Origin of the sequence: Limnohabitans sp. (assembly GCF_044361985.1) — a bacterium.
Taxonomy (GTDB): Bacteria; Pseudomonadota; Gammaproteobacteria; order Burkholderiales; family Burkholderiaceae_C; genus Limnohabitans_A.
Window position 1 is genome coordinate 1 of the sequence record NZ_JBIKHV010000050.1, and the last position, 18,586, is coordinate 18,586.

Annotated in this window: 21 protein-coding genes; 14 read left to right on the forward strand and 7 right to left on the reverse strand. The window is 61.2% G+C overall.

The genetic code is table 11. The features are described from left to right. The first annotated feature begins 99 nt into the window (after positions 1–99). Positions 100–435: an AzlD domain-containing protein gene (locus ACIQ3A_RS09635; RefSeq protein WP_396431527.1), complete on the forward strand. Its 336-nt coding sequence runs from the start codon at positions 100–102 to the stop codon at positions 433–435. A gap of 101 nt (positions 436–536) precedes the next feature. Next, entirely contained in the window at positions 537–1,751 is a 1,215-nt protein-coding gene (locus ACIQ3A_RS09640) for a phosphoglycerate kinase (RefSeq protein ID WP_396431528.1), read from the forward strand. An 82-nt stretch (positions 1,752–1,833) separates the two neighbouring features. Here ACIQ3A_RS09640 and ACIQ3A_RS09645 read toward each other — a convergent pair whose 3' ends face one another. Beyond that, positions 1,834–2,949 carry a fatty acid desaturase gene (locus tag ACIQ3A_RS09645; protein ID WP_396431529.1) on the reverse strand — a complete coding sequence of 372 codons (1,116 nt, stop codon included), beginning with the start codon at positions 2,947–2,949 and terminating at the stop codon, positions 1,834–1,836. Positions 2,950–3,172: 223 nt separating this feature from the next. On the opposite strand from ACIQ3A_RS09645, the gene pyk reads away from it, so the two are divergent. From pyk to ACIQ3A_RS09660, 3 genes are all read left to right on the forward strand, one after another. Then, positions 3,173–4,606, forward strand: a complete 1,434-nt coding sequence (pyk, locus tag ACIQ3A_RS09650) for a pyruvate kinase (protein ID WP_396431530.1) — start codon at positions 3,173–3,175, stop codon at positions 4,604–4,606. 186 nt (positions 4,607–4,792) lie between these two features. Continuing rightward, positions 4,793–5,857, forward strand: coding sequence for a class II fructose-bisphosphate aldolase (fba, locus tag ACIQ3A_RS09655; protein WP_396431531.1), 1,065 nt, complete (start codon positions 4,793–4,795; stop codon positions 5,855–5,857). A gap of 117 nt (positions 5,858–5,974) precedes the next feature. Beyond that, positions 5,975–6,883, forward strand: coding sequence for a phosphoribosylaminoimidazolesuccinocarboxamide synthase (locus ACIQ3A_RS09660; protein ID WP_396431532.1), 909 nt, complete (start codon positions 5,975–5,977; stop codon positions 6,881–6,883). 52 nt (positions 6,884–6,935) lie between these two features. Here ACIQ3A_RS09660 and ACIQ3A_RS09665 read toward each other — a convergent pair whose 3' ends face one another. Both ACIQ3A_RS09665 and trxA read right to left on the reverse strand, forming a co-directional pair. Then, on the reverse strand, positions 6,936–7,301 hold the full coding sequence (locus ACIQ3A_RS09665; protein ID WP_396431533.1) for a hypothetical protein: 366 nt from the start codon (positions 7,299–7,301) through the stop codon (positions 6,936–6,938). A gap of 127 nt (positions 7,302–7,428) precedes the next feature. Further along, entirely contained in the window at positions 7,429–8,382 is a 954-nt protein-coding gene (gene trxA, locus ACIQ3A_RS09670; RefSeq protein ID WP_396431534.1) for a thioredoxin, read from the reverse strand. Positions 8,383–8,463: 81 nt separating this feature from the next. On the opposite strand from trxA, the gene purE reads away from it, so the two are divergent. The 3 genes from purE to ACIQ3A_RS09685 are packed head-to-tail and all read left to right on the forward strand — an operon-like array spanning position 8,464 to position 11,206. Next, positions 8,464–8,967, forward strand: coding sequence for a 5-(carboxyamino)imidazole ribonucleotide mutase (purE, locus tag ACIQ3A_RS09675; RefSeq protein WP_396431535.1), 504 nt, complete (start codon positions 8,464–8,466; stop codon positions 8,965–8,967). Next, positions 8,964–10,205 carry a 5-(carboxyamino)imidazole ribonucleotide synthase gene (locus ACIQ3A_RS09680; protein WP_396431536.1) on the forward strand — a complete coding sequence of 414 codons (1,242 nt, stop codon included), beginning with the start codon at positions 8,964–8,966 and terminating at the stop codon, positions 10,203–10,205. Before purE ends, ACIQ3A_RS09680 begins: the two co-directional genes overlap by 4 nt. An 8-nt stretch (positions 10,206–10,213) precedes the next feature. Beyond that, the gene (locus ACIQ3A_RS09685; RefSeq protein WP_396431537.1) at positions 10,214–11,206 is read left to right on the forward strand and encodes an L-threonylcarbamoyladenylate synthase; all 993 of its coding nucleotides are present in this window, start codon (positions 10,214–10,216) and stop codon (positions 11,204–11,206) included. Positions 11,207–11,267: 61 nt separating this feature from the next. Here the strand turns inward: ACIQ3A_RS09685 and ACIQ3A_RS09690 are convergent, their stop codons facing one another. The 4 genes from ACIQ3A_RS09690 to dacB all read right to left on the reverse strand — a co-directional run bounded on the left by ACIQ3A_RS09690 (position 11,268) and on the right by dacB (position 14,718). Next, positions 11,268–11,933, reverse strand: coding sequence for an OmpW family protein (locus ACIQ3A_RS09690; RefSeq protein WP_396431538.1), 666 nt, complete (start codon positions 11,931–11,933; stop codon positions 11,268–11,270). A gap of 21 nt (positions 11,934–11,954) precedes the next feature. Then, complete coding sequence (locus ACIQ3A_RS09695) at positions 11,955–13,103, reverse strand: SGNH/GDSL hydrolase family protein (protein WP_396431539.1); 1,149 nt, start codon at positions 13,101–13,103, stop codon at positions 11,955–11,957. Between the two features lie 116 nt (positions 13,104–13,219). Beyond that, positions 13,220–13,474 carry a SemiSWEET transporter gene (locus tag ACIQ3A_RS09700; RefSeq protein ID WP_396431540.1) on the reverse strand — a complete coding sequence of 85 codons (255 nt, stop codon included), beginning with the start codon at positions 13,472–13,474 and terminating at the stop codon, positions 13,220–13,222. Continuing rightward, on the reverse strand, positions 13,471–14,718 hold the full coding sequence (gene dacB / locus ACIQ3A_RS09705; RefSeq protein ID WP_396431541.1) for a D-alanyl-D-alanine carboxypeptidase/D-alanyl-D-alanine-endopeptidase: 1,248 nt from the start codon (positions 14,716–14,718) through the stop codon (positions 13,471–13,473). The genes ACIQ3A_RS09700 and dacB overlap by 4 nt, the downstream gene beginning before the upstream one ends. Here dacB and ACIQ3A_RS09710 point away from each other — a divergent pair. The 6 genes from ACIQ3A_RS09710 to ACIQ3A_RS09735 all read left to right on the forward strand — a co-directional run. Then, the gene (locus tag ACIQ3A_RS09710) at positions 14,717–15,052 is read left to right on the forward strand and encodes a hypothetical protein (RefSeq protein ID WP_396431542.1); all 336 of its coding nucleotides are present in this window, start codon (positions 14,717–14,719) and stop codon (positions 15,050–15,052) included. The two genes, dacB and ACIQ3A_RS09710, sit on opposite strands and share 2 nt — an antisense overlap. 46 nt (positions 15,053–15,098) lie before the next feature. Then, positions 15,099–16,121, forward strand: coding sequence for a DMT family transporter (locus ACIQ3A_RS09715; protein ID WP_396431543.1), 1,023 nt, complete (start codon positions 15,099–15,101; stop codon positions 16,119–16,121). Next, positions 16,118–16,894: a tRNA (adenosine(37)-N6)-threonylcarbamoyltransferase complex dimerization subunit type 1 TsaB gene (gene tsaB / locus ACIQ3A_RS09720; protein ID WP_396431544.1), complete on the forward strand. Its 777-nt coding sequence runs from the start codon at positions 16,118–16,120 to the stop codon at positions 16,892–16,894. Before ACIQ3A_RS09715 ends, tsaB begins: the two co-directional genes overlap by 4 nt. Positions 16,895–16,950: 56 nt before the next feature. Continuing rightward, on the forward strand, positions 16,951–17,403 hold the full coding sequence (gene rimI / locus ACIQ3A_RS09725) for a ribosomal protein S18-alanine N-acetyltransferase (RefSeq protein WP_396431547.1): 453 nt from the start codon (positions 16,951–16,953) through the stop codon (positions 17,401–17,403). A gap of 8 nt (positions 17,404–17,411) precedes the next feature. Next, entirely contained in the window at positions 17,412–18,299 is an 888-nt protein-coding gene (locus ACIQ3A_RS09730; RefSeq protein WP_396431545.1) for a uracil-DNA glycosylase, read from the forward strand. 56 nt (positions 18,300–18,355) lie between these two features. Beyond that, the coding region (locus ACIQ3A_RS09735; protein WP_396431546.1) for an EamA family transporter at positions 18,356–18,586 on the forward strand (231 nt) is incomplete at its 3' end.

The following is an 18,586-nucleotide window of genomic DNA, read 5'->3' on the forward strand; positions in this document are numbered from 1 at the left end:
TTCGCTGCCGCTCAAGCTCAACATTGTGGTGGCCATTGCCGTGGCCGTGATCTTGTGCCTGACGGTTGAAAAGCTCAAGCCCGTTTCAGGTGCCACGACATGAACAACACAGACCTCTCGACCTTGGTCATCATCGTCGGGCTGGCGCTGGTGACGGTGCTGACCCGCAGTTTCTTTTTCATCTCGAGTAAAAGCTGGCAACTGCCCCATTGGGCGCAACGCGGCTTGCAATACGCCCCCATCGCGGCCTTGTCGGCCGTGGTGGTGCCCGAAATTGTCACTGTGCAAGGCGTGTTCGTCACCACCTGGCAAGATGCCCGCTTGTTTGCCGCCGTGGCCGGGGCCGGGTGTTACTTTTGGCGGCGCGATGTGCTGGTGACTATTTTGGGCGGCATGGCGGTCTATTTGCCGCTGCACCTGGGGCTGGGTTGGTGATCTGGCCTTGTTCCTGGTTCGTACCGCCCACAAAGTCAGACTCTGTCATTTCTGGCTTTTAAAATTGACGCCACTTTGCCCAGCTCACCGAGCCCCACACCATGAACGTCATCCGCTTTTCTGATTTGTGCGCCAACGGCCAAGCCGCGGGCCAACGTGTGTTCATCCGCGCCGACCTGAACGTGCCGCAAGCCGACGACGGCAGCATCACCGAAGACACCCGCATTCGCGCCAGCGTGCCCTGTATCCAGATGGCCTTGGCCGCGGGTGCCGCCGTCATGGTGACCAGCCACCTGGGCCGCCCGACCGAGGGCGAGTTCAAACCCGAAGACTCGCTCGCCCCGGTGGCCAAGCGTTTGGGCGAGTTGTTGGGCCGAGAGGTGCCACTGATCGCAAACTGGGTGGATGGCGTGAAGCTTGAGCCCGGCCAGCTTGTCTTGCTGGAGAACTGCCGCGTCAACCTGGGCGAGAAGAAAAACAACGAAGACCTGGCGCGCAAGATGGCCGCGCTGTGCGACATCTATGTGAACGACGCCTTTGGCACCGCCCACCGTGCCGAGGGCACGACCTACGGCATTGCCCAATTTGCGCCGGTCGCTTGCGCGGGGCCGCTGCTGGCCGCTGAAATCGATGCCATTGGCAAAGCATTGGCCAACCCGAAACGCCCATTGGTGGCCATCGTGGCGGGCTCCAAGGTCTCGACCAAACTGACCATCCTCAAAAGCTTGTCGCAAAACGTGGACCAGCTCATCGTGGGCGGCGGCATCGCCAACACCTTCATGCTGGCCGCGGGCCTGAACATCGGCAAGAGCCTGGCCGAGCCCGATCTGGTGGATCAAGCCAAAGCCGTGATTGCCGCCATGAAAGCGCGTGGCGAGAAGCTGGGCGATGCCAGCATCGCAGTGCCGATCCCGACCGATGTCGTGACCGCCAAGACGTTTTCGGCCGATGCCGTGGCCACCGTGAAGAAAGCCAACGAGGTGGCCGATGACGACTTGATCCTGGACATCGGCCCTGAGACGGCGGCCAAGCTAGCCAAGCAGCTCAAGCAGGCGGGCACCATCGTGTGGAACGGCCCGGTGGGCGTGTTCGAGTTTGCCGCCTTTGAGAACGGCACCAAAGTCATTGCCCAGGCGATTGCCGAGTCCAGTGCCTTCAGCATTGCGGGCGGTGGTGACACGCTGGCGGCGATTGCCAAATACGGCATCGAGCAGCAGGTGGGCTACATCTCGACGGGCGGCGGCGCATTTCTGGAAATCCTCGAAGGCAAAACCTTGCCCGCCTTTGAGATTCTGGCCAAACGCGCTGCAGGTTGAATCGACCGATGCCCCATGAAAAAACCCCGCTTGGCGGGGTTTTTTGTAAAGGACGGCGCTCAAAGCCTGTGTCAGGCCTGTGTCAAACCTGTGCAGCGGGGGGCAAATTGCCGCGCACCGGGCTGGTCATGGTGCCTTTGTAGTCTGTCCAGCATTCGCGGCTGAAGTCGTACAGCTTGCAGTTTTTGGCGGTCTCGAAATACCAGGCCCATGAAAACGGCTGGACAATGATCCGGCCCGGCAGCATCTCTTCGAGCTTGGACTGCGCTTGCTTCAGACGGTAAAGCGGGATGCTCATGTCCACGTGGTGAGCGGTGTGCTCCATGATGTGGTGCATCAGCGCGCCGATGTTGAACGGGAAAGTCAGGTGCACCGTGGTGGACACGAAGGGCGCTGCCTTGGTCCAGGCGGCCTTGTTGTCGTGCCAGGACACCTTGACGTGCGTGTGGTGCACATAAACCACAAAACCGATCATGGTGCTCCAAAAAAAGAAGGGGATCAGCACGCCCATGAGCAGTGACAACCCTACCGACTGGCCCGTTTGCACGGCAGCTGCAGCGATGGTGGCGATCCAGAAAGCCCCAAACAGGCTGACCAGCATGCTGTCCTTGAAGAAGATCGGGCGGCGGGTGGGCATGTGGGTCTTGTTGGGAAAGAACTCGCGTTTCCACCAGATCTCGACCATGTAATACAAACCTGGCGCCCAGCCACTGCGGTAGGCGCGCTCCAGCAGGCGCTGCAGGGGACCGAGGGCTTCAAACTCAGAGGCCGTCAGGGGCGTCCAGACGAAATCCACCCCCTTGAGGTTGGTGTAGCCGTGGTGCACGACGTTGTGGCCTGTATCCCACAGGCTGTAAGGGGTGAGCGAGGGCAGAAATGCGATGCGACCGATCACTTTGTTCAGTTCGCGGTGGGCTGTCAGGCTTTGGTGACAAGCATCGTGGCCGATGATGAACAATCGGCCAATCACGAATCCGGCGGCCATGCCGCAGAGCAGTTTGGCCCAAACGGCATCGAATGCGAGGGTGCCGGTGATCAGGGCGAAAAACAGCGCGTAGTCCATGGTCAAAAGCACAAAAGCCCGCAAGGTGCTGCGCTGCCCCAACGGGATCAGCCACTCACGCAAGGTCTTGCGGTGCGGCATGGGCTGGTCCAGTGGAATGGGGTGGTCCGTGGTCGGTGTGTGTAATGCAGTCATGGCACTTTGCGTTTAACTTCTTGGACGAAGTTTAGCCTTCCAGACGTTCCCATGGGCTGACAGGGATCAATTCAATCCCCTAATAAGGACAAATCGGTGTATTCCGCGCTTTGCCAGAAAACCTGCTGCGCCATGTCAGCCTCCTGGGGCGCGGTGGCGAAAGAACCCTTCATGTAACTGATTTCATGTGAAAATTGAAACCAAATTACATGGAGAACCCCGAATGCCCCGTCGCGCCACCAAAATTGTTGCCACCTTAGGCCCTGCTTCCAGTGATCCGGCCCTGCTCGAAGCCATGATCCGGGCCGGGGTGAATGTGGTGCGACTGAATTTCAGCCACGGCAAGGCCCAGGACCATGTGGACCGCGCGCGCCTGGTGCGCGAAGCTTCGAAACGCGCTGGCCGAGAGGTGGCCATCATGGCCGACCTGCAAGGCCCCAAGATTCGCGTGGGCAAGTTTGTCGAAGGCAAAGTCATGCTCGAGCCTGGCGAGCCTTTTGTGCTGGACGCCTCGCGCACTGAGCCGGGCGACATCCATGGCGTGGGCCTCGATTACAAAGAGCTGCCGCGCGACGTGAAAGCTGGCGACGTGCTGCTGCTCAACGACGGCCTGATCGTGCTCACCGTGAACGCTGTCAAAGGCGAGCAGGTGCACACCACCGTCAAGCTGGGGGGCGAGTTGTCCAACAACAAGGGCATCAACAAACAGGGCGGGGGGCTGACGGCGCCCGCATTGACCGCCAAGGACATGGACGACATCAAGACCGCCATGAGCCTGCGGGCCGACTATGTGGCGGTGAGTTTTCCAAAAAATGCCACCGACATGGAAATGGCCCGCCAACTGTGCAACGTGGCCGGTGCCGAATACGGCCACAAGCCCGGCTTGATTGCCAAGATCGAGCGGGCAGAGGCCATTCCTCACCTTGAAGCCATCTTGCGGGCCAGCGACGGCATCATGGTTGCCCGAGGCGATTTGGCCGTCGAGGTGGGCAACGCTGCGGTGCCAGCCCTGCAAAAACGCATGATCAAGCTGGCCAAGGTGCACGACAAGGTCGTCATCACCGCAACCCAGATGATGGAAAGCATGATCACCAACCCGGTGCCCACCCGCGCCGAGGTGTCTGACGTGGCCAATGCCGTGCTGGACGGCACCGACGCTGTGATGCTGAGCGCCGAGACCGCGGCAGGCAAATACCCGCTGGAAACGGTGGAAGAAATGGCCAAGATCTGCGAGGCGGCCGAAAATGCCGAAGACCCTGCGCTGGACGCCGACTTCAAAGGCCAGAGCTTCAGCCGCATTGACCAGTCGATCGCCATGGGCGCCCTGTTCACCGCGCACCACTTGGGCGCCAAAGCCATTGTGGCCATGACCGAATCGGGCTCCACGGCCCTCTGGATGAGCCGCCACCGCGTGCATATCCCGATTTACGCCCTCACCACCAAGCTGACCTCGCAACGCAAGATGGCGCTGTACCGCAACGTGCGCCCCTTGCTGATGGACACCAGCGCAGACCGCGACACGGCCCTGGCCGAAGCCGAAGCGCACCTGAAAAACCGCAACATCGTGGGCACGGGCGATGTCTATGCCATCACCTGTGGCGAACCCATGGGCTCCCCCGGCGGCACCAACATGTTGAAAATTTGCAAGGTCGCGTGAGTCCGGGGCGGCCTTGCGGGCCGTCTCTCATGACGCGGCTGGCCGCTGTTTCGGGGTTCGGCTGGGCTTTCCTGCACGGGTGATGGGTTCAGGCCTGTATCCGACCGAAACCTATAAAATCCAGACCAGTTACAAGCCGGTTACATGCCGGCCCAGCTGAATCTTCAACTTCCCGGGAAATCACACATGGCACTCGTTTCAATGCGCGAGCTGCTGGACCATGCGGCCGTCAATGGCTATGGCATTCCAGCTTTCAACGTCAACAACCTGGAGCAAGTCCAGGCCGTCATGACCGCTGCCGATGAGGTGGGTGCACCGGTCATCCTGCAGGCCAGCGCAGGCGCCCGCAAATACGCTGGCGAGCCTTTCATCAAACACCTGATCCAGGCCGCTACCGAGCAGTGGCCGCACATTCCCCTGGTCATGCACCAAGACCACGGCCAAAGCCCGGCCATCTGCCAAGGCGCGATCGATCTGGGCTTTTCTTCGGTGATGATGGACGGCTCCTTGCTGGAAGACGGCAAGACCCCAGCCGATTTTGCTTACAACGTCGAGGTGACTCGCCGGGTGGTCGAGATGGCCCACTTGCTGGGGGTGTCGGTCGAGGGCGAGCTGGGGTGCTTGGGCAATCTGGAAACTGGCGAAGCGGGTGAAGAGGACGGCATTGGGGCCGTGGGCAAACTCGACCACAGCCAGATGCTCACCGACCCCGAAGAGGCCGCGCAGTTCGTCAAGGCCACGGGTCTGGACGCACTGGCCATCGCCATCGGCACCAGCCATGGCGCCTACAAGTTCAGCCGCAAGCCCACCGGCGATATTCTGGCCATCAGCCGTGTGAAAGAAATCCACGCCCGCATCCCCAATACCCACCTGGTGATGCACGGTTCCAGCAGCGTGCCGCAAGAGCTGCTGGCCATGATCAACCAGTACGGTGGCAAGATGAAGCAAACCTATGGTGTGCCCGTCGAGGAAATCCAGGAAGCCATCAAGCACGGCGTGCGCAAGATCAACATCGACACCGACATCCGTCTGGCCATGACCGCGGCGGTGCGCAAGTTCCTGTTTGAAAATCCCGAAAAATTTGACGCCCGCGAATGGCTCAAACCCGCCCGCGAAGCGGCCAAGCAAATCTGCAAGCAACGCTACCTGGAGTTCGGCTGCGAAGGCCAGGCCCCCAAGATCAAGGGCGACAACCTGCAAGTGGTCGCTGCCCGTTACGCCAAGGGCGAGTTGGCCCAGGTGGTGCGCTGAATCGTGCGCTCCGGGGCGCCCAAAGCCGCCCCTTGGTCCTGCGATAATTGACGCGAATGGCCCGTTGCCTGTTCAACGGGCCTTTTTCTTTTTTGCTGTTGCCTGACTGCTTTTGACATGACCACTGCGCTTCACACCTCGGCCCTGACTTCCTTGCCCCTGCTGGCGCGTGGCAAGGTGCGCGACAACTACGCGGTGGGCGATGACCGCATCCTGATGGTCGCGTCTGACCGCATCAGCGCCTTCGATGTGATCATGGGCGAGCCCATCCCCGGCAAAGGTGTGCTGCTCACGCAAATGGCGCTGTTCTGGTTTGACCAACTCGGCCCCAAGGGCCTGAACATCTGCCCAATCCACCTGACCGGCGATGCCCCCGAGAGCGTGGTCTCGGCAGCCGAAGTCCCTCAGGTCAAAGGCCGCTCCATGCTGGTCAAGCGCCTCAAACCCATCCCGGTCGAGGCGGTGGTGCGCGGCTATTTGGCAGGCAGCGGCTGGAAGGAATACCAGGACAATCAGGCCGTGTGCGGTGTGAAGTTGCCTGCTGGCCTGAAAAACGCCAGCCTACTCCCCGAGCCCATTTACACCCCGGCGGCAAAAGCGGCTGTGGGCGAGCACGACGAGAACATCACCTTTGAACAAACCGTGGCCATGATCGGTGTCGATCTGGCCACCCGCATTCGCGACATCAGCATCCAGCTGTACAAGGCTGCCCGCGACATCGCCGCAACCAAGGGCATCATCATTGCCGACACCAAGTTCGAGTTTGGCCTGGACGCCGATGGCACGCTGGTGTTGATGGACGAGGTGCTGACACCCGATTCGTCACGCTACTGGCCTGCCGACAGTTATGTAGAAGGCGCCAACCCACCCAGTTACGACAAGCAGTTTTTGCGGGACTGGCTCGAAACCGCGCAGGTCAATGGCCAGCCCTGGGACAAAGCCCCACCTGCCCCGCGGCTGCCGCGAGAGGTCATCGAAAAGACCGCCGCCAAATACGCAGAAGCCATGACCAAGTTGATGGCCTGAGCATGAAAAAAGGCGCTGACAAGCAGCGCCTTGGGAGGGGGCAGGCTCGGGTTTAGCCTGTCAAAGCCAACAAGCTCATGGCGTCCATCAGCAAGGTGGTGCTGGCCACCAGCATGCTGCCCCTGGCGATGTTGTGACCACGCGGGTGCAGCGATGCACCCCAGAAGCTTGCCAGACACAACAACTCCAAGCTGCCCCGCATCCAGAGGTAGCGGCTGCCGCCCAACAGATGGCCGGCTTCTGCGCTCATGAGTACGGCGTAAAGAAAAACCCCTTTGACCAGCCAGAGCAAGGCGCCCCAATGCACCGACTGCATGGCGTGCCAAAGGCCGCTGGAGGGTTTGATGGGCCGCGCAGACGCACCACTGAGCAAGCATTGAAGCTCTTCAGTGGTGATCAGGGGTTCGGAGCGGCGCATGGTCAATATGAATTCAAAAGTAGTGCTCGAATTCTAGGGTTTCCGAACCCTGAAAGTTGATCTTCAGGGCATCAAGACCATGTAAACCGGTAAATGTCTGTAACTGCGTGCAACACTCTGTGGGGGGTCAGTTCAGCGCCATGCTGAGCTTGCGCCGATAGCTGGAGATCATGCTCAGCAGCGGGTCTTCCTGCAGGGCGGCTTTGCCCATCAACTCAATGCCGCCAGCCGATTTGCCGGTGGCGTCCTGGGTCTTGGATTTGGGTGGGGTCATCAACTCCAGCAGGGCGACAAAGGTTTTGCGCGGGGCTTCTTCGTCCCAACTCTTGTCGCGCATGATGATTTCCAGCAACTCGTCCATGGCCGCTTCCCATTGGCCCACGGCAATCAGCAAGCGACTTTTGGCGAAGCGGGTCTCAAAATCTCGCTTGTTCTGGCCAATCAGTTCGTCAAATTTCGCCAGCTCCCATTGGCCACGCGGGTCGTTGGTCACAAACTCAAGGGCGTTGAGCCACTGGGTTTGCGCCTCAAAGCGCAGGGGCACGGGGATACGGCTCATGGCAGGGGCCAGCAAGGCAGCGGCTTCGGACAGCTCGCCATGGCCAATCAGCAGCTTGACCAGGTCAAAACGGGCGTCGTCGTTGCCAGGGTCAGTGGCCAGGGCTTGCTCTAGGGCGGCGCGTGCACTGTGCTCGTCATCCTCTTGCAAAGGGGCTTGGGCAATTTCTTCGTTGGCCTGGGCTGGCAGTGCGTCTTCGGCGGGCAAATGTTTGTCCAGGAATTGCTTGACTTGGCCCTCGGGCAAAGCGCCCATGAAGCCGTCCACCGGCTGACCATTCATCAGCAGGACGCAGGTCGGAATGCTTTTGATGCCAAAGGCCTGGGCCAGTTGCTGCTCTTCGTCCGAGTTGATCTTGACCAGCTTGAAGCGGCCTTGGTAGGCGGCCTCGACTTTTTCGAGGACGGGGCCGAGCGATTTGCAGGGGCCGCACCAGGGCGCCCAAAAGTCCACCAACACGGGTGTGGTCATCGAGGCGGCGATCACCTCGGCTTCAAAGTTTTGTATCGTGACGTCCATCATGGCGGGCAGTGTTCCGGGTTGTGTTTCAGCTCCAGGTGGAGCGAAACCTTAAAATTCAGCATTGATCACGAAAAGCACCCAATGACTCAAGCGCTCATCGGCGTCGTCATGGGTTCCAGCTCCGACTGGGACACCATGCAACACGCAGTCCAGATTCTCCAACAGTTTGGCATCCCGCACGATGCCCGTGTGGTTTCGGCCCACAGAATGCCGGACGATATGTTCGCCTATGCACAAAGTGCCGCCGAGCGGGGTTTGCAGGCCATCATCGCCGGGGCCGGCGGTGCGGCCCATTTGCCCGGCATGATCGCGGCCAAAACCGTGCTGCCAGTCCTTGGCGTACCGGTGCAAACCAAGGCCCTGTCGGGCGTGGATTCGTTGTACAGCATGGTGCAAATGCCCAAAGGTGTGCCCGTGGCGACCTTTGCCATCGGTGCTGCAGGCGCGGCCAATGCCGCCCTGTTTGCCGTGGCCATGCTGGCCAACCACGACCCGGCCCTGCGCCAAAAGCTCGAAGCCTTTCGCGCCCAACAAACCGAAGCCGCACGCGCCATGAGCGTGCCGCCTTTGCTGGGGGCAGCATGAGCCGGGCCATCTTGCCGGGCGCCCTGGTCAATGGCCAGCCTGCCACCCTGGGGGTGATGGGCGGGGGCCAGCTGGGACGCATGTTTGTGCAGGCCGCGCAGGCCATGGGTTACTTCACTGCCGTGCTCGACCCCGATGCCGCCAGTCCGGCGGGCCTGGTCAGCCACCACCACATCCAGACCGATTACCTCCATGAACAGGGCTTGGCGCAATTGATGCAGCGCTGCGCGGCCATCACCACCGAATTTGAAAACGTGCCCGCGCCTGCCTTGACCACACTGGGCGCTCACCGCCCCGTGGCCCCCAGTGCCGATGCCGTGGCCATTGCACAAGACCGCGCCGCCGAAAAAGCCCACTTTGTGCGTTGTGGTGTGCCGGTGGCCCCGCACGCCCTGATCGAGACGCCCGCGCAACTTGCGGCGGTGCTGGGCCAGCCAAACAACCCCTCAGGGGACGGCGCTGCGGGCGATGCGATGAGCGTGAAGGCAGACCTCTTTCCGGGCATCCTGAAAACCTCGCGCATGGGTTACGACGGCAAAGGCCAGATCCGCGTCAAAAACCGCGAAGCCTTGGCCGCTGCCTGGGCTGAGCTGAAAAGCGTGCCCTGCGTGCTGGAAAAAATGCTGCCGCTGCAAGCCGAGTGTTCGGTCATCGTGGCGCGGGGTGCCGATGGGCAGATGGTGAATTTTCCAGTGCAGCTGAACCTGCACCGCGAGGGCATTCTGGCCGTGACCAGCGTGTACGAAGGCGCCGTGCCCGCCGACTTGGCTGCACAGGCGGTGCAAGCCACCCGGGCCATCGCCGAGGGCCTGAATTATGTGGGCGTGTTGTGCGTGGAGTTTTTCATCCTCGAAGGCGGCCAGCTGGTCGTGAACGAAATGGCGCCGCGCCCGCACAACAGCGGCCACTACACCCTGAACGCTTGCGACCTGTCGCAATTTGAGCTTCAAGTGCGCACCCTGGCAGGCTTGCCCCTGACGCCACCGCGCCAGCATTCACCGGCCATCATGCTCAATTTACTGGGTGACCTGTGGCCCGAGGCCTCGGCCAAGGGCCCGACCAGTCCTGCCTGGGCACCGGTGCTGGCGCTGCCTGGCACGCACTTGCACTTGTACGGCAAGTTGTCGGCCCGACCCGGTCGCAAGATGGGCCACCTGAACATCACAGGTGACAGCGTGGCGGCGGTGCGTGCCACGGCATTGCAAGCCGCGGCCTTGCTTGGCATCGAAGCGTTTTAAGGCGGCCCATGATCCTCGCGGCAGACGAACAGGCCATTGCACGGGCCGCGCAGGCTTTGCAGGCTGGCCAGTTGGTGGGCATGCCCACCGAAACCGTGTATGGCCTGGCCGCCAACGCCACCGACGATGCGGCCGTGGCCCGTATTTTTGTGGCCAAAGGCCGACCTGCCGATCACCCGCTGATCGTGCATGTGGCCAGCACCACCCAGGTGCCGCTGTTTGCTGCCCAGGTGCCCGACTTTGCGCAAAGCCTGATGGCCGCCTTTTGGCCCGGGCCCCTCACCCTGATCTTGCCGCGCCAGCCTGGTGTAGCCATGGCCTCAGCGGGCGGGCAGGACTCGATTGGTTTGCGTTGCCCCTCGCACCCCGTGGCGCAGGCATTGCTCACCGCTTGTCTGGCCCTGGGGGTGCCAGGTGTCTCTGCGCCCAGTGCCAACCGGTTTGGCCGCGTGAGCCCGACCACGGCAGCGCACGTGCAGTCTGAGTTGGGTGCTGAGCTGTTGATTTTGGACGGTGGCGAATGCGATGTGGGCATCGAGTCCACCATCATCGATTGCACCCGGGGTGCGCCGGTGCTGTTGCGCCCCGGCCAAATCACCCGTGCGCAGATTGAGGCCGCTTGCGGGCGGGCCGTGCTGGACAAAAACTCGCCTATTGAAACGATGGGCCAATCCGCGCCCCGAGCTTCGGGCACGCTCGAATCACATTACGCCCCCCGCGCCAAGGTGCGGCTGATGTCGGCGCAAGACATCACCGCCAAATTGCAAGCACTGGGGCCACACGCCAACAACCTGGGCCTTTGGTCTGCCGAGCGTCCCAATTCGGGTGCTGGTGTGTTGTGGCGTGAACAGCCTGCCAGTGCGGATGAGGCGGCACACGCGTTGTTCAGTGTCTTGCGCGATCTGGACGCCCGCGGCGTGCAACAAATCTGGGTGCAGTTGCCACCCAACACCCCGGAGTGGGAAGGCGTGCGTGACAGGTTGCAACGCGCGGCGGCTTGAGCCCCAAGCGCAGGGCAAAAAAATGCCCGCGCTGGGCGGGCATTTTTTGGGGCCAAGAAGGTCAGAAACGCATACCGACACCCAAAGTCGTGATCCCGGGGTTCAGCGTGGTGCTGATGGTTTGGCCGGTTGACAAGGTGGTCGTCGTTTTCAAATAGGTTTTGGCATACGATACATCCACAAACCAACGGTCGTCGATGCGGATGAACATTCCCAAACCGGGACTCAGTGCAAATTTTGAATCGACTTTCAGGCCCGTGCTGCCGCCTGTTGGGTTGAGTGGGTTCAAGCCGTTCAGTGTTGCGCTGCCTTTGGCATCATGGAAACGCACATAACTCAAACCCAGCATGCCGTAAGGCCGAAATGTGGCGTTGGCTTCACCAAAGCGGTACTGCCCAAACACAGTGATGGGCAAGGCGGTGACGGTGCCGATTTGTCCAGTGCCAGAGATCGAACCTGTGCCATACAGCTTGTGTTTGAAGCCGAGGCCCAGTGGCACAGCAACAGACAAATGGTCGTTGTAAACATAGGTCAATTGCAGCGTGGGCTGTGTGTCACCTCCCACATCGACCGTTGTGCCCGAGGGGGATGGGGCGCTAAGCGTGCCACTGCTCACGCTGGGCGAAATTTTGGTGACGCCACCCTGTATCAGCCAACTGCCAGCTGTCTGCGCCCAAGCGCCACCAAATGCTGCCGTCAGCGCTAAAGCCAAAAGTTTCTTTTTCATGAATAACTCCTCGTGATTGCGTCAAAGCCAGCCCGCACGGGCCAAGGCGCGTGAAACGGAGGCAGCCAACAGGCCGTGGGCATAAGGGGTAGGGTGGAAGCCGTCAGAGAAGGCGTACCTTTTCCACCAGCCGGCTGTTTTGCCTGCAGGGGGTGATGCATCCAGCGTGGTGCTCAAGCAAGGGAAATTGCCCAGCAAACCCATGTTTGCCGTACAGGCAGCGGCGGTCACGTTGGACAAGCCGTAATCCCCAGGTTTGCTCACTTCGTCCTGGAAATCTGTGTAGAAGTCGACCAAGGCGATGCGGCTATCGGTGCCAATGCGTGTTTTCAGCTGCGCATTGAAAGTTGTAATCCAAGCTCGGACCAATGCTTGAACTTGAGCCGATTGCGCTGCACTCATGGTGCCGAGTGTTGCTTGTAGCAAAGGCGTGATGGTGATGTCCGGCATGTTGAGGATGGCCACATGCGTCGCCTTTTTTGCCAACACCTTGGTGGTTACGTCCTCGTAGAACGTATTGGCCAATGCGGTCATATAAGCCACTCCAGCGCTGCTGCCGCTAGGGTCTTGTGTCAGAAGTTGCCCCATGACTGTGGGCGTCAGCTGCTGCTGAAGGAATGTTTGGAAAGCCGTCACCATGCCACCAGTGTTGGTGGGATCGCCCGCCGCCTGTAAAAAGGCCGTGGTTAGATCTGCCGCATCGTTGCCCCCGCCCACAAGCAGCACCAGATCACCAGAGGTGTAATCGCCATACAAGGCTTGCGTTGCCATTTGTGTACCCACGGTCAAGGGGTTGAGGTTGCCACCATCCGCGTCTTTCACGCGAACCCTGCCACCGCCAATCGCGTAGTTGGTGCACCCAGCCGTGGTGTTGGCGGCAAATGTTGTGCCAGTGAATGCATAAAAATTGCACTGTTCTGCCCCATTGACACCAAATTGGTTGGCAATGACCTGAGGCCAGATGAGCGAGTTGTTCGGTGTTAAGGGGTCTTGTACCGTGAACTTCACGCCACCAAACGTTCCCACATCCGCCAAGCTGTCCCCCATCACATAAACCTTGCTGATCGAGGCCTTGGTAGGCAGGCTGTCATTGCCCCCGCACCCCGCCAAGCCCCAAGCCAGCACCGTGGCCAAACTGGCTAAAAGCCCATATCTTTTGAATTGACGCACGGGTTGTCTCCTGTTTTATTAAAAAAAGAACGACTGTTCTTTTTCATATCGTAGGAGGGATACCCGTAACGGGGTATCGGGTATTTACCCATTTTTGGGTACTGAAACTGAAAGAATCAGCGAAATCGCAGCTTCATCACCAAAATCATCAGCGCCAGGCTGGTGGTGATGGTGTTGGCGATGATGATGGGCCAGGCCATCATCAGCACGCCATAAACCAGCCACAGGGCCACGCCTGCGGTGAACAGGCTGTACATGCCCAGAGAGATGCCGCTGACATCGCGGGATCGAAAGGTCTGCCAGGCTTGCGGAATGAAGCTGGCGGTGGTCAAAAAAGCGGCCAGCGAGCCGACCCAGTCAATCAGGTTCATGGTTTGGGGCCTTGAGCAGACCGAGGGGCGGTGCTTTGGGCGCTATCGCGCACCGTCCATTCCAGCAATTGGTCCAATGCTGCGCGCGCCTGGTTGGCGTTGGGGTGGTGCACGATGGCCACCAGCGTGTAGCGTTGGCCGCTTTGGCCTTGCACATACCCGGCCACAGAGGCCACATCGCGCAGTGAACCGGTTTTGAGCCAGGCATTGCCAATCACGGGTGACTGGGGGTTGCGCTCTTTCAGGCGCGCGGCGGTGCCGTCCACCCCAGCCAGAGAAAGAGAGTCGACAAAGTGTTGTGCGTGCGGCCCGCCGTGGGCGGCTTGCAGCAGGGCGGTCAGGGCGTGCGCTGTGCTGCGTTCGTTGCGCGACAGGCCTGAGCCGTTGTCCAGCAGCGGCTCGTCTTGCCCGGCAAACCCGCTGCGCCACCACTGCGACAAGCGCACACGCGAGGCCTCGAAGCGGCCGGGCGAACCCAGCTCGCTCGACAGCGTCAGGTACAACTGCTGGGCCATCACATTGTTGGAGAATTTGTTGATGTCCTTGATGACCTCGCTCAGTGGCAAGGAGGGCGCTTCGACCAGCAGCCTGGCAGCTGCCGGGCGCACACCATAACGAACTTGACCGCTCAGTTGTCCGCCAGCACCCAGCCACATGGCGTGCATCACGCGGGGTGCGTACTGTTCGGGTTCGGGGTAGGCCACGGGCCACTCGCGTTCGCCACAGCGTGTGGGGTAGCTGCCTGCAAAGCGCACCTGCAAGGGCTGGCTGAAGTCGGCTTTGAGCTGGCTGCGCCAATCGTTGCAATGGCCGCTGTTCAGGGGCAGCAGCACCGGTGTCTCCAGCCCCTTCAGCGGGGGCTCGAAGCGCACCTGCACTTGCCCGCTGGCGGCGTCAGGCGTGAATTTGTAGACCACCGCCTTGAAATTCAGCAGCAGCCCGTCGGGTGCCACGTTGTAGGGACGCAGGGGCTCGTCGTCAAAGGGTTCGCTGCGTTCACGCACATCAAACACGCTGCGGTCGAGCACGATGTCGCCGCGCACCTCTCGCACGCCTGCTGCCATCACCTGGCCCAGCAGGTCTTGCAAGCGTTCAACCACCAGCTTGGGGTCGCCGCTGCCGCGCACGATCAGGTTGCCGTGCAACGCACCCTCACGCACTGGGCCATCGGCATACACACGGTTTTGCCAGACATGCTGGGGCCCCAGCAAGCTCAAGCCGGCATAGGTCGTGAACAGTTTCATGACCGAAGCGGGATGGGTCACGCTGAGGGGCTGGTGCGACAAGCGGGGTGGCTTTGCCGCAGCAGGCTTGCCCGATGCGGTGACGGCGGGCAAAGGGGTGATCAGCACACTCAAGGCCGAGGGGGGTACTTGGGCCTGGCGCAGTGTTTTCAGCACAGCGGGCGGCAACAGGGTATTTTCGGGGCGTACTGACCTGGCTTTTTGGAGCGGCTCGGGCAAGCCTGGGGTCTGGGCTATCGAGTTCGTTGTGCTGGTCCAGGCCAACGCCGCGAAAAGGCTGGTCAACACGGTCGTTAGCAAAGGGGTCCGTGCGCGGGTCAGGGTCATGCGTTAAGTCTAACGGGCAGCGCCTGGCGAAATGGGGCCGTATGATTCGGGCCATGCGATTTTCTTCAAAAACCGTGGGCATAGCCTCTGCGGTCATCACGGTGCTCATCTGGACAGGTTTCATTGTCATTGCGCGCGCCTCGGCGTCTCGAGGCTTGTTGCCTTTGGACATTGCACTGGCGCGCATTCTGGGCGCCAGCAGCATTTTGTTGCCCTGGGCCTGGTGGCTGATGCGGTCTGCTCGGCAGACGGGCCAAAAGGTGGGCTCGCTGTTCGGCCTGTCGCCCTTGCCACTGGCCCCGACTTTGCAGGCGGGCTTGCTGGGCGGATTGCTGTATGCCGTGCTGGCCTATTCCGGCTTCTTTTATGCGCCCGCATCGCATGCTGCCGTGCTGATGCCGGGCAGCCTGCCTTTGTGGACCACTTTGCTGGCCTGGCTGGTGCTGCGCGAAAAGGTGTCATCGACGCGCGCTGTGGGGTTGGGCTTGATCGTGTTGGGCGATGTGCTGGTCGGCGGCGTGAGTCTCATGATGGCGTTTGATGGCGGAGAGGTCTGGAAGGGCGACTTGCTATTCATGGTGGCGGCTTGCTGCTGGTCAGGCTACAGCGTGACGGTGCGTCGCCATGGCCTGGATGCAGTCCGTGCCACCATGGCCATCACGGCGTTCGCCTTTGTTAGTTTTGTGCCGGTTTATGGGGTGTTGATCGGCATGGGGGTGTTGCCCACCCATTTGGCCCAGGTGCCTTGGACCGAGGTGGCCTTTCAGGCGGTGTTTCAGGGCATGGGTTCGGTGGTCATTTCGGGCATCACCTTCACGCAGATGGTGCGCCACTATGGGCCGGTGCGATCAACCATGATCACGGCCCTGGTGCCGGGCTTGTCGGCCTTGGGTGCGGTGTGGTTTCTGGGTGAACCCATGCACTGGAATTTGTTGGCCGGGCTGGCGCTGGTGACCAGCGGCATTTTGTTTGGTGTGCGACAAGCCGCAAAGCCTGCGGCGGCGACCCTCCCGACGGCCATCCCAACGGCCATCGTGGCCGTCATTCCGGTGGCCGAAGTCGGGGTCAAACCATGAGCACCGGCACAAAAGAATGGCGCTGGCTGGCCTTTGACACCAGCACCGATGTGCTGTCTTTGGCCGTTGCGCGGGGTGATCGGGTCTGGACGCAAACCTTGCCGGGTGGCGCCCAAGCCTCCAGCGGCTTGATCCCAGCGGTGCTGGCCATGCTGGCCGAGGCCGATATGCCCCTGGCTTCATTGGATGCGATCGTGTTTGGCCGGGGGCCAGGCTCGTTCACGGGGCTGCGCACAGCCTGTGCCGTAGCGCAGGGCCTTGCTTTTGGCGCCAATCTGCCGGTGTTGCCTGTGGGCACTTTGCTGGTGGTGGCCGAAGAAGCACGCTGGTTGCACAGGCATTCGGCTGCCCTGCCGGCCGAGGCCCCTTTGACCGTGCTGGCGCTGCTGGATGCCCGCATGGACGAGGTGTACAGCGCCGCCTACCAATGGCATGCTGCGCCCGAGCAAGTTCATGGGCATTGGCAGCCAGCCTCGGCCTTGCAGGTTGGGGCGCCCGAGAACATTCAAATGCCTGCATGCAGCCCATTGCTGCTGGCGGGCAATGCGTTTGCCGCCTATGGCGATCGCCTGCCTGTGGGTGAGCGTTGCGTGGCTTTGCCCACCGCTACTGCCATGCTGCGCTTGGCACCCGCTTTGTGGGCGCAGGGCTTGGCCGTACCTGCCGATCAGGCCATGCCGCTGTACATCCGAGACAAAGTCGCCAACACCACCGCCGAGCGCGAGGCCATGAAGGCCAGTGCGGCGATGGCGAAGCTTGCGGTACCCACATGACGCGTTCAGGCACTGGGTCTGGTAAAGCCGTTTTGCGCCCTCAGCCTTCAGAGGTGATGCGCAACGCGGTGACTTTGTTACCCATGAGGCAGGACGACCTGGACGCCGTCATCGCCATCGAGCAAACCGCTTACGGCCACCCTTGGACGCTTGGCAATTTCCGCGATTCACTCAACCCGCTCTTCGACGCCGAATGCCTGTGGCTTGACGGCGAATTGCTGGGCTACTTTTTGGCCATGCGCGGGGTTGAAGAAATGCATTTGCTCAACATCACCGTGGCGCCTGCACACCAGGGCCAAGGCTGGGGCCACATGATGCTCGACGCCTTGTCGCTCAAATCGCGGCATGAGGGTGCGCAATGGCTCTGGCTCGAGGTGCGCCAAAGCAATCTGCGCGCCTTGCTGGTGTATGCGCGCTATGGTTTTCGGCAGATCAGCATCCGCAAGGATTACTATCCTGCAGACCGCCAGCAGCGTGAGCATGCGGTGGTCATGAGTCTGAAACTGTGAGCCCCAACATGAGCGACCCCACCCGATTTGATCTGGACGACCGACAGCGTGCCATGCTGGCCGAAATGGGCGTGCGCGTGTGGTGGCCCCAGCATGCCGACAGTGCGGCACCGCAAGCCCCGGTCCAGGCCGCAGCACATGCAACCGCACAGGAGCAGGCCGCTGTTTCGGCAGAGCCTGTTGCGCAAAAGCCGAGTCCGTCCCCAACACCCACGGCCCTTGTTGCAGCGCCCCGATCCACACCGCCCTTGCGCCCAGTTCCGGTGGTGCAGGTTCAGGCGGCCGAAAAGTCACACGGCAAGCCACTGGCCGATGGTGTGGCGGGTATGGACTGGGAGACCTTGACGCACACGGCGGCCACCTGCCGGGCTTGCGACTTGTGTGAGCATCGAAAAAATTCCGTGTTGGGTGCGGGCGATGTGCAAGCCGACTGGATGGTCATTGGCGAAGCCCCCAGCGAAGAAGAAGACGCGCTGGGTGAGCCTTTTGTGGGCCCATCGGGGCAATTGCTCGACAACATGCTCAAGGCCGTCGGCCTGAGCCGCAAGGCCCAAGGCAAGGCCGGGGTTTACATCACCAATGTGCTCAAGTGCCGCCCGCCGGCCCGCAACCCGAGCTTGCAAGAGTTGAGCACCTGCGCCCCTTATTTGGCCAGGCAAGTGGCCCTGGTTCAGCCCAAGGTCATTTTGGTGATGGGCCGTTTTGCCATGCAGTCGGTGTTGCAAACATCCGAGCCTCTGGGCAAGCTGCGCGGACAAGTCCACAGCTACCAAGGCGTGCCGGTGGTGGTGACCTACCACCCTGCCAGCTTGCTGCGCACCCCGGCGGACAAGGCCAAAGCCTGGGCCGATCTGGTGCTGGCCCTTGGTGTTTTGAGCGCCCACTCAAGCGTCTGAGCCCCAGGGGGCGTGTGTCTCAGCCTGGTCAGCCCCTCGGGCAGGGCTGAGCTACCATGACCGGTATGACCCTCAGCCGACAACAAATCACCTTGCTGATCACCCTGACTTTGGTCTGGGGCTTCAACTGGCCCATGCTCAAGCTGGGTGTGACGAGCTTCCCACCGCTGTCGTTTCGCAGTTTGAGCATGTGGGTGGGCTTGCCTTTTTTAGCGCTGGTGCTTTACTTTAAAAAAGTGCCTTTCAAAATCCCGATGACTGACTGGAAAGAGTTGTTTGTGCTGGCC

Bases quoted from the DNA above. Each gene is read 5' to 3' on its own strand.
- ACIQ3A_RS09710 (WP_396431542.1), top strand. From the start codon at position 14,717: ATGACCGAAGCGGGATGGGTCACGCTGAGGGGCTGGTGCGACAAGCGG.
- tsaB (WP_396431544.1), top strand. From the start codon at position 16,118: ATGAGCACCGGCACAAAAGAATGGCGCTGGCTGGCCTTTGACACCAGC.
- trxA (WP_396431534.1), bottom strand. From the start codon at position 8,382: ATGATGGACGTCACGATACAAAACTTTGAAGCCGAGGTGATCGCCGCC.
- purE (WP_396431535.1), top strand. From the start codon at position 8,464: ATGACTCAAGCGCTCATCGGCGTCGTCATGGGTTCCAGCTCCGACTGG.
- dacB (WP_396431541.1), bottom strand. From the start codon at position 14,718: ATGAAACTGTTCACGACCTATGCCGGCTTGAGCTTGCTGGGGCCCCAG.
- ACIQ3A_RS09700 (WP_396431540.1), bottom strand. From the start codon at position 13,474: ATGAACCTGATTGACTGGGTCGGCTCGCTGGCCGCTTTTTTGACCACC.
- ACIQ3A_RS09635 (WP_396431527.1), top strand. From the start codon at position 100: ATGAACAACACAGACCTCTCGACCTTGGTCATCATCGTCGGGCTGGCG.
- ACIQ3A_RS09645 (WP_396431529.1), bottom strand. From the start codon at position 2,949: ATGACTGCATTACACACACCGACCACGGACCACCCCATTCCACTGGAC.
- ACIQ3A_RS09640 (WP_396431528.1), top strand. From the start codon at position 537: ATGAACGTCATCCGCTTTTCTGATTTGTGCGCCAACGGCCAAGCCGCG.
- ACIQ3A_RS09690 (WP_396431538.1), bottom strand. From the start codon at position 11,933: ATGAAAAAGAAACTTTTGGCTTTAGCGCTGACGGCAGCATTTGGTGGC.
- pyk (WP_396431530.1), top strand. From the start codon at position 3,173: ATGCCCCGTCGCGCCACCAAAATTGTTGCCACCTTAGGCCCTGCTTCC.
- ACIQ3A_RS09730 (WP_396431545.1), top strand. From the start codon at position 17,412: ATGAGCGACCCCACCCGATTTGATCTGGACGACCGACAGCGTGCCATG.
- ACIQ3A_RS09715 (WP_396431543.1), top strand. From the start codon at position 15,099: ATGCGATTTTCTTCAAAAACCGTGGGCATAGCCTCTGCGGTCATCACG.
- fba (WP_396431531.1), top strand. From the start codon at position 4,793: ATGGCACTCGTTTCAATGCGCGAGCTGCTGGACCATGCGGCCGTCAAT.
- ACIQ3A_RS09680 (WP_396431536.1), top strand. From the start codon at position 8,964: ATGAGCCGGGCCATCTTGCCGGGCGCCCTGGTCAATGGCCAGCCTGCC.
- ACIQ3A_RS09660 (WP_396431532.1), top strand. From the start codon at position 5,975: ATGACCACTGCGCTTCACACCTCGGCCCTGACTTCCTTGCCCCTGCTG.
- ACIQ3A_RS09685 (WP_396431537.1), top strand. From the start codon at position 10,214: ATGATCCTCGCGGCAGACGAACAGGCCATTGCACGGGCCGCGCAGGCT.
- ACIQ3A_RS09665 (WP_396431533.1), bottom strand. From the start codon at position 7,301: ATGCGCCGCTCCGAACCCCTGATCACCACTGAAGAGCTTCAATGCTTG.
- rimI (WP_396431547.1), top strand. From the start codon at position 16,951: ATGCGCAACGCGGTGACTTTGTTACCCATGAGGCAGGACGACCTGGAC.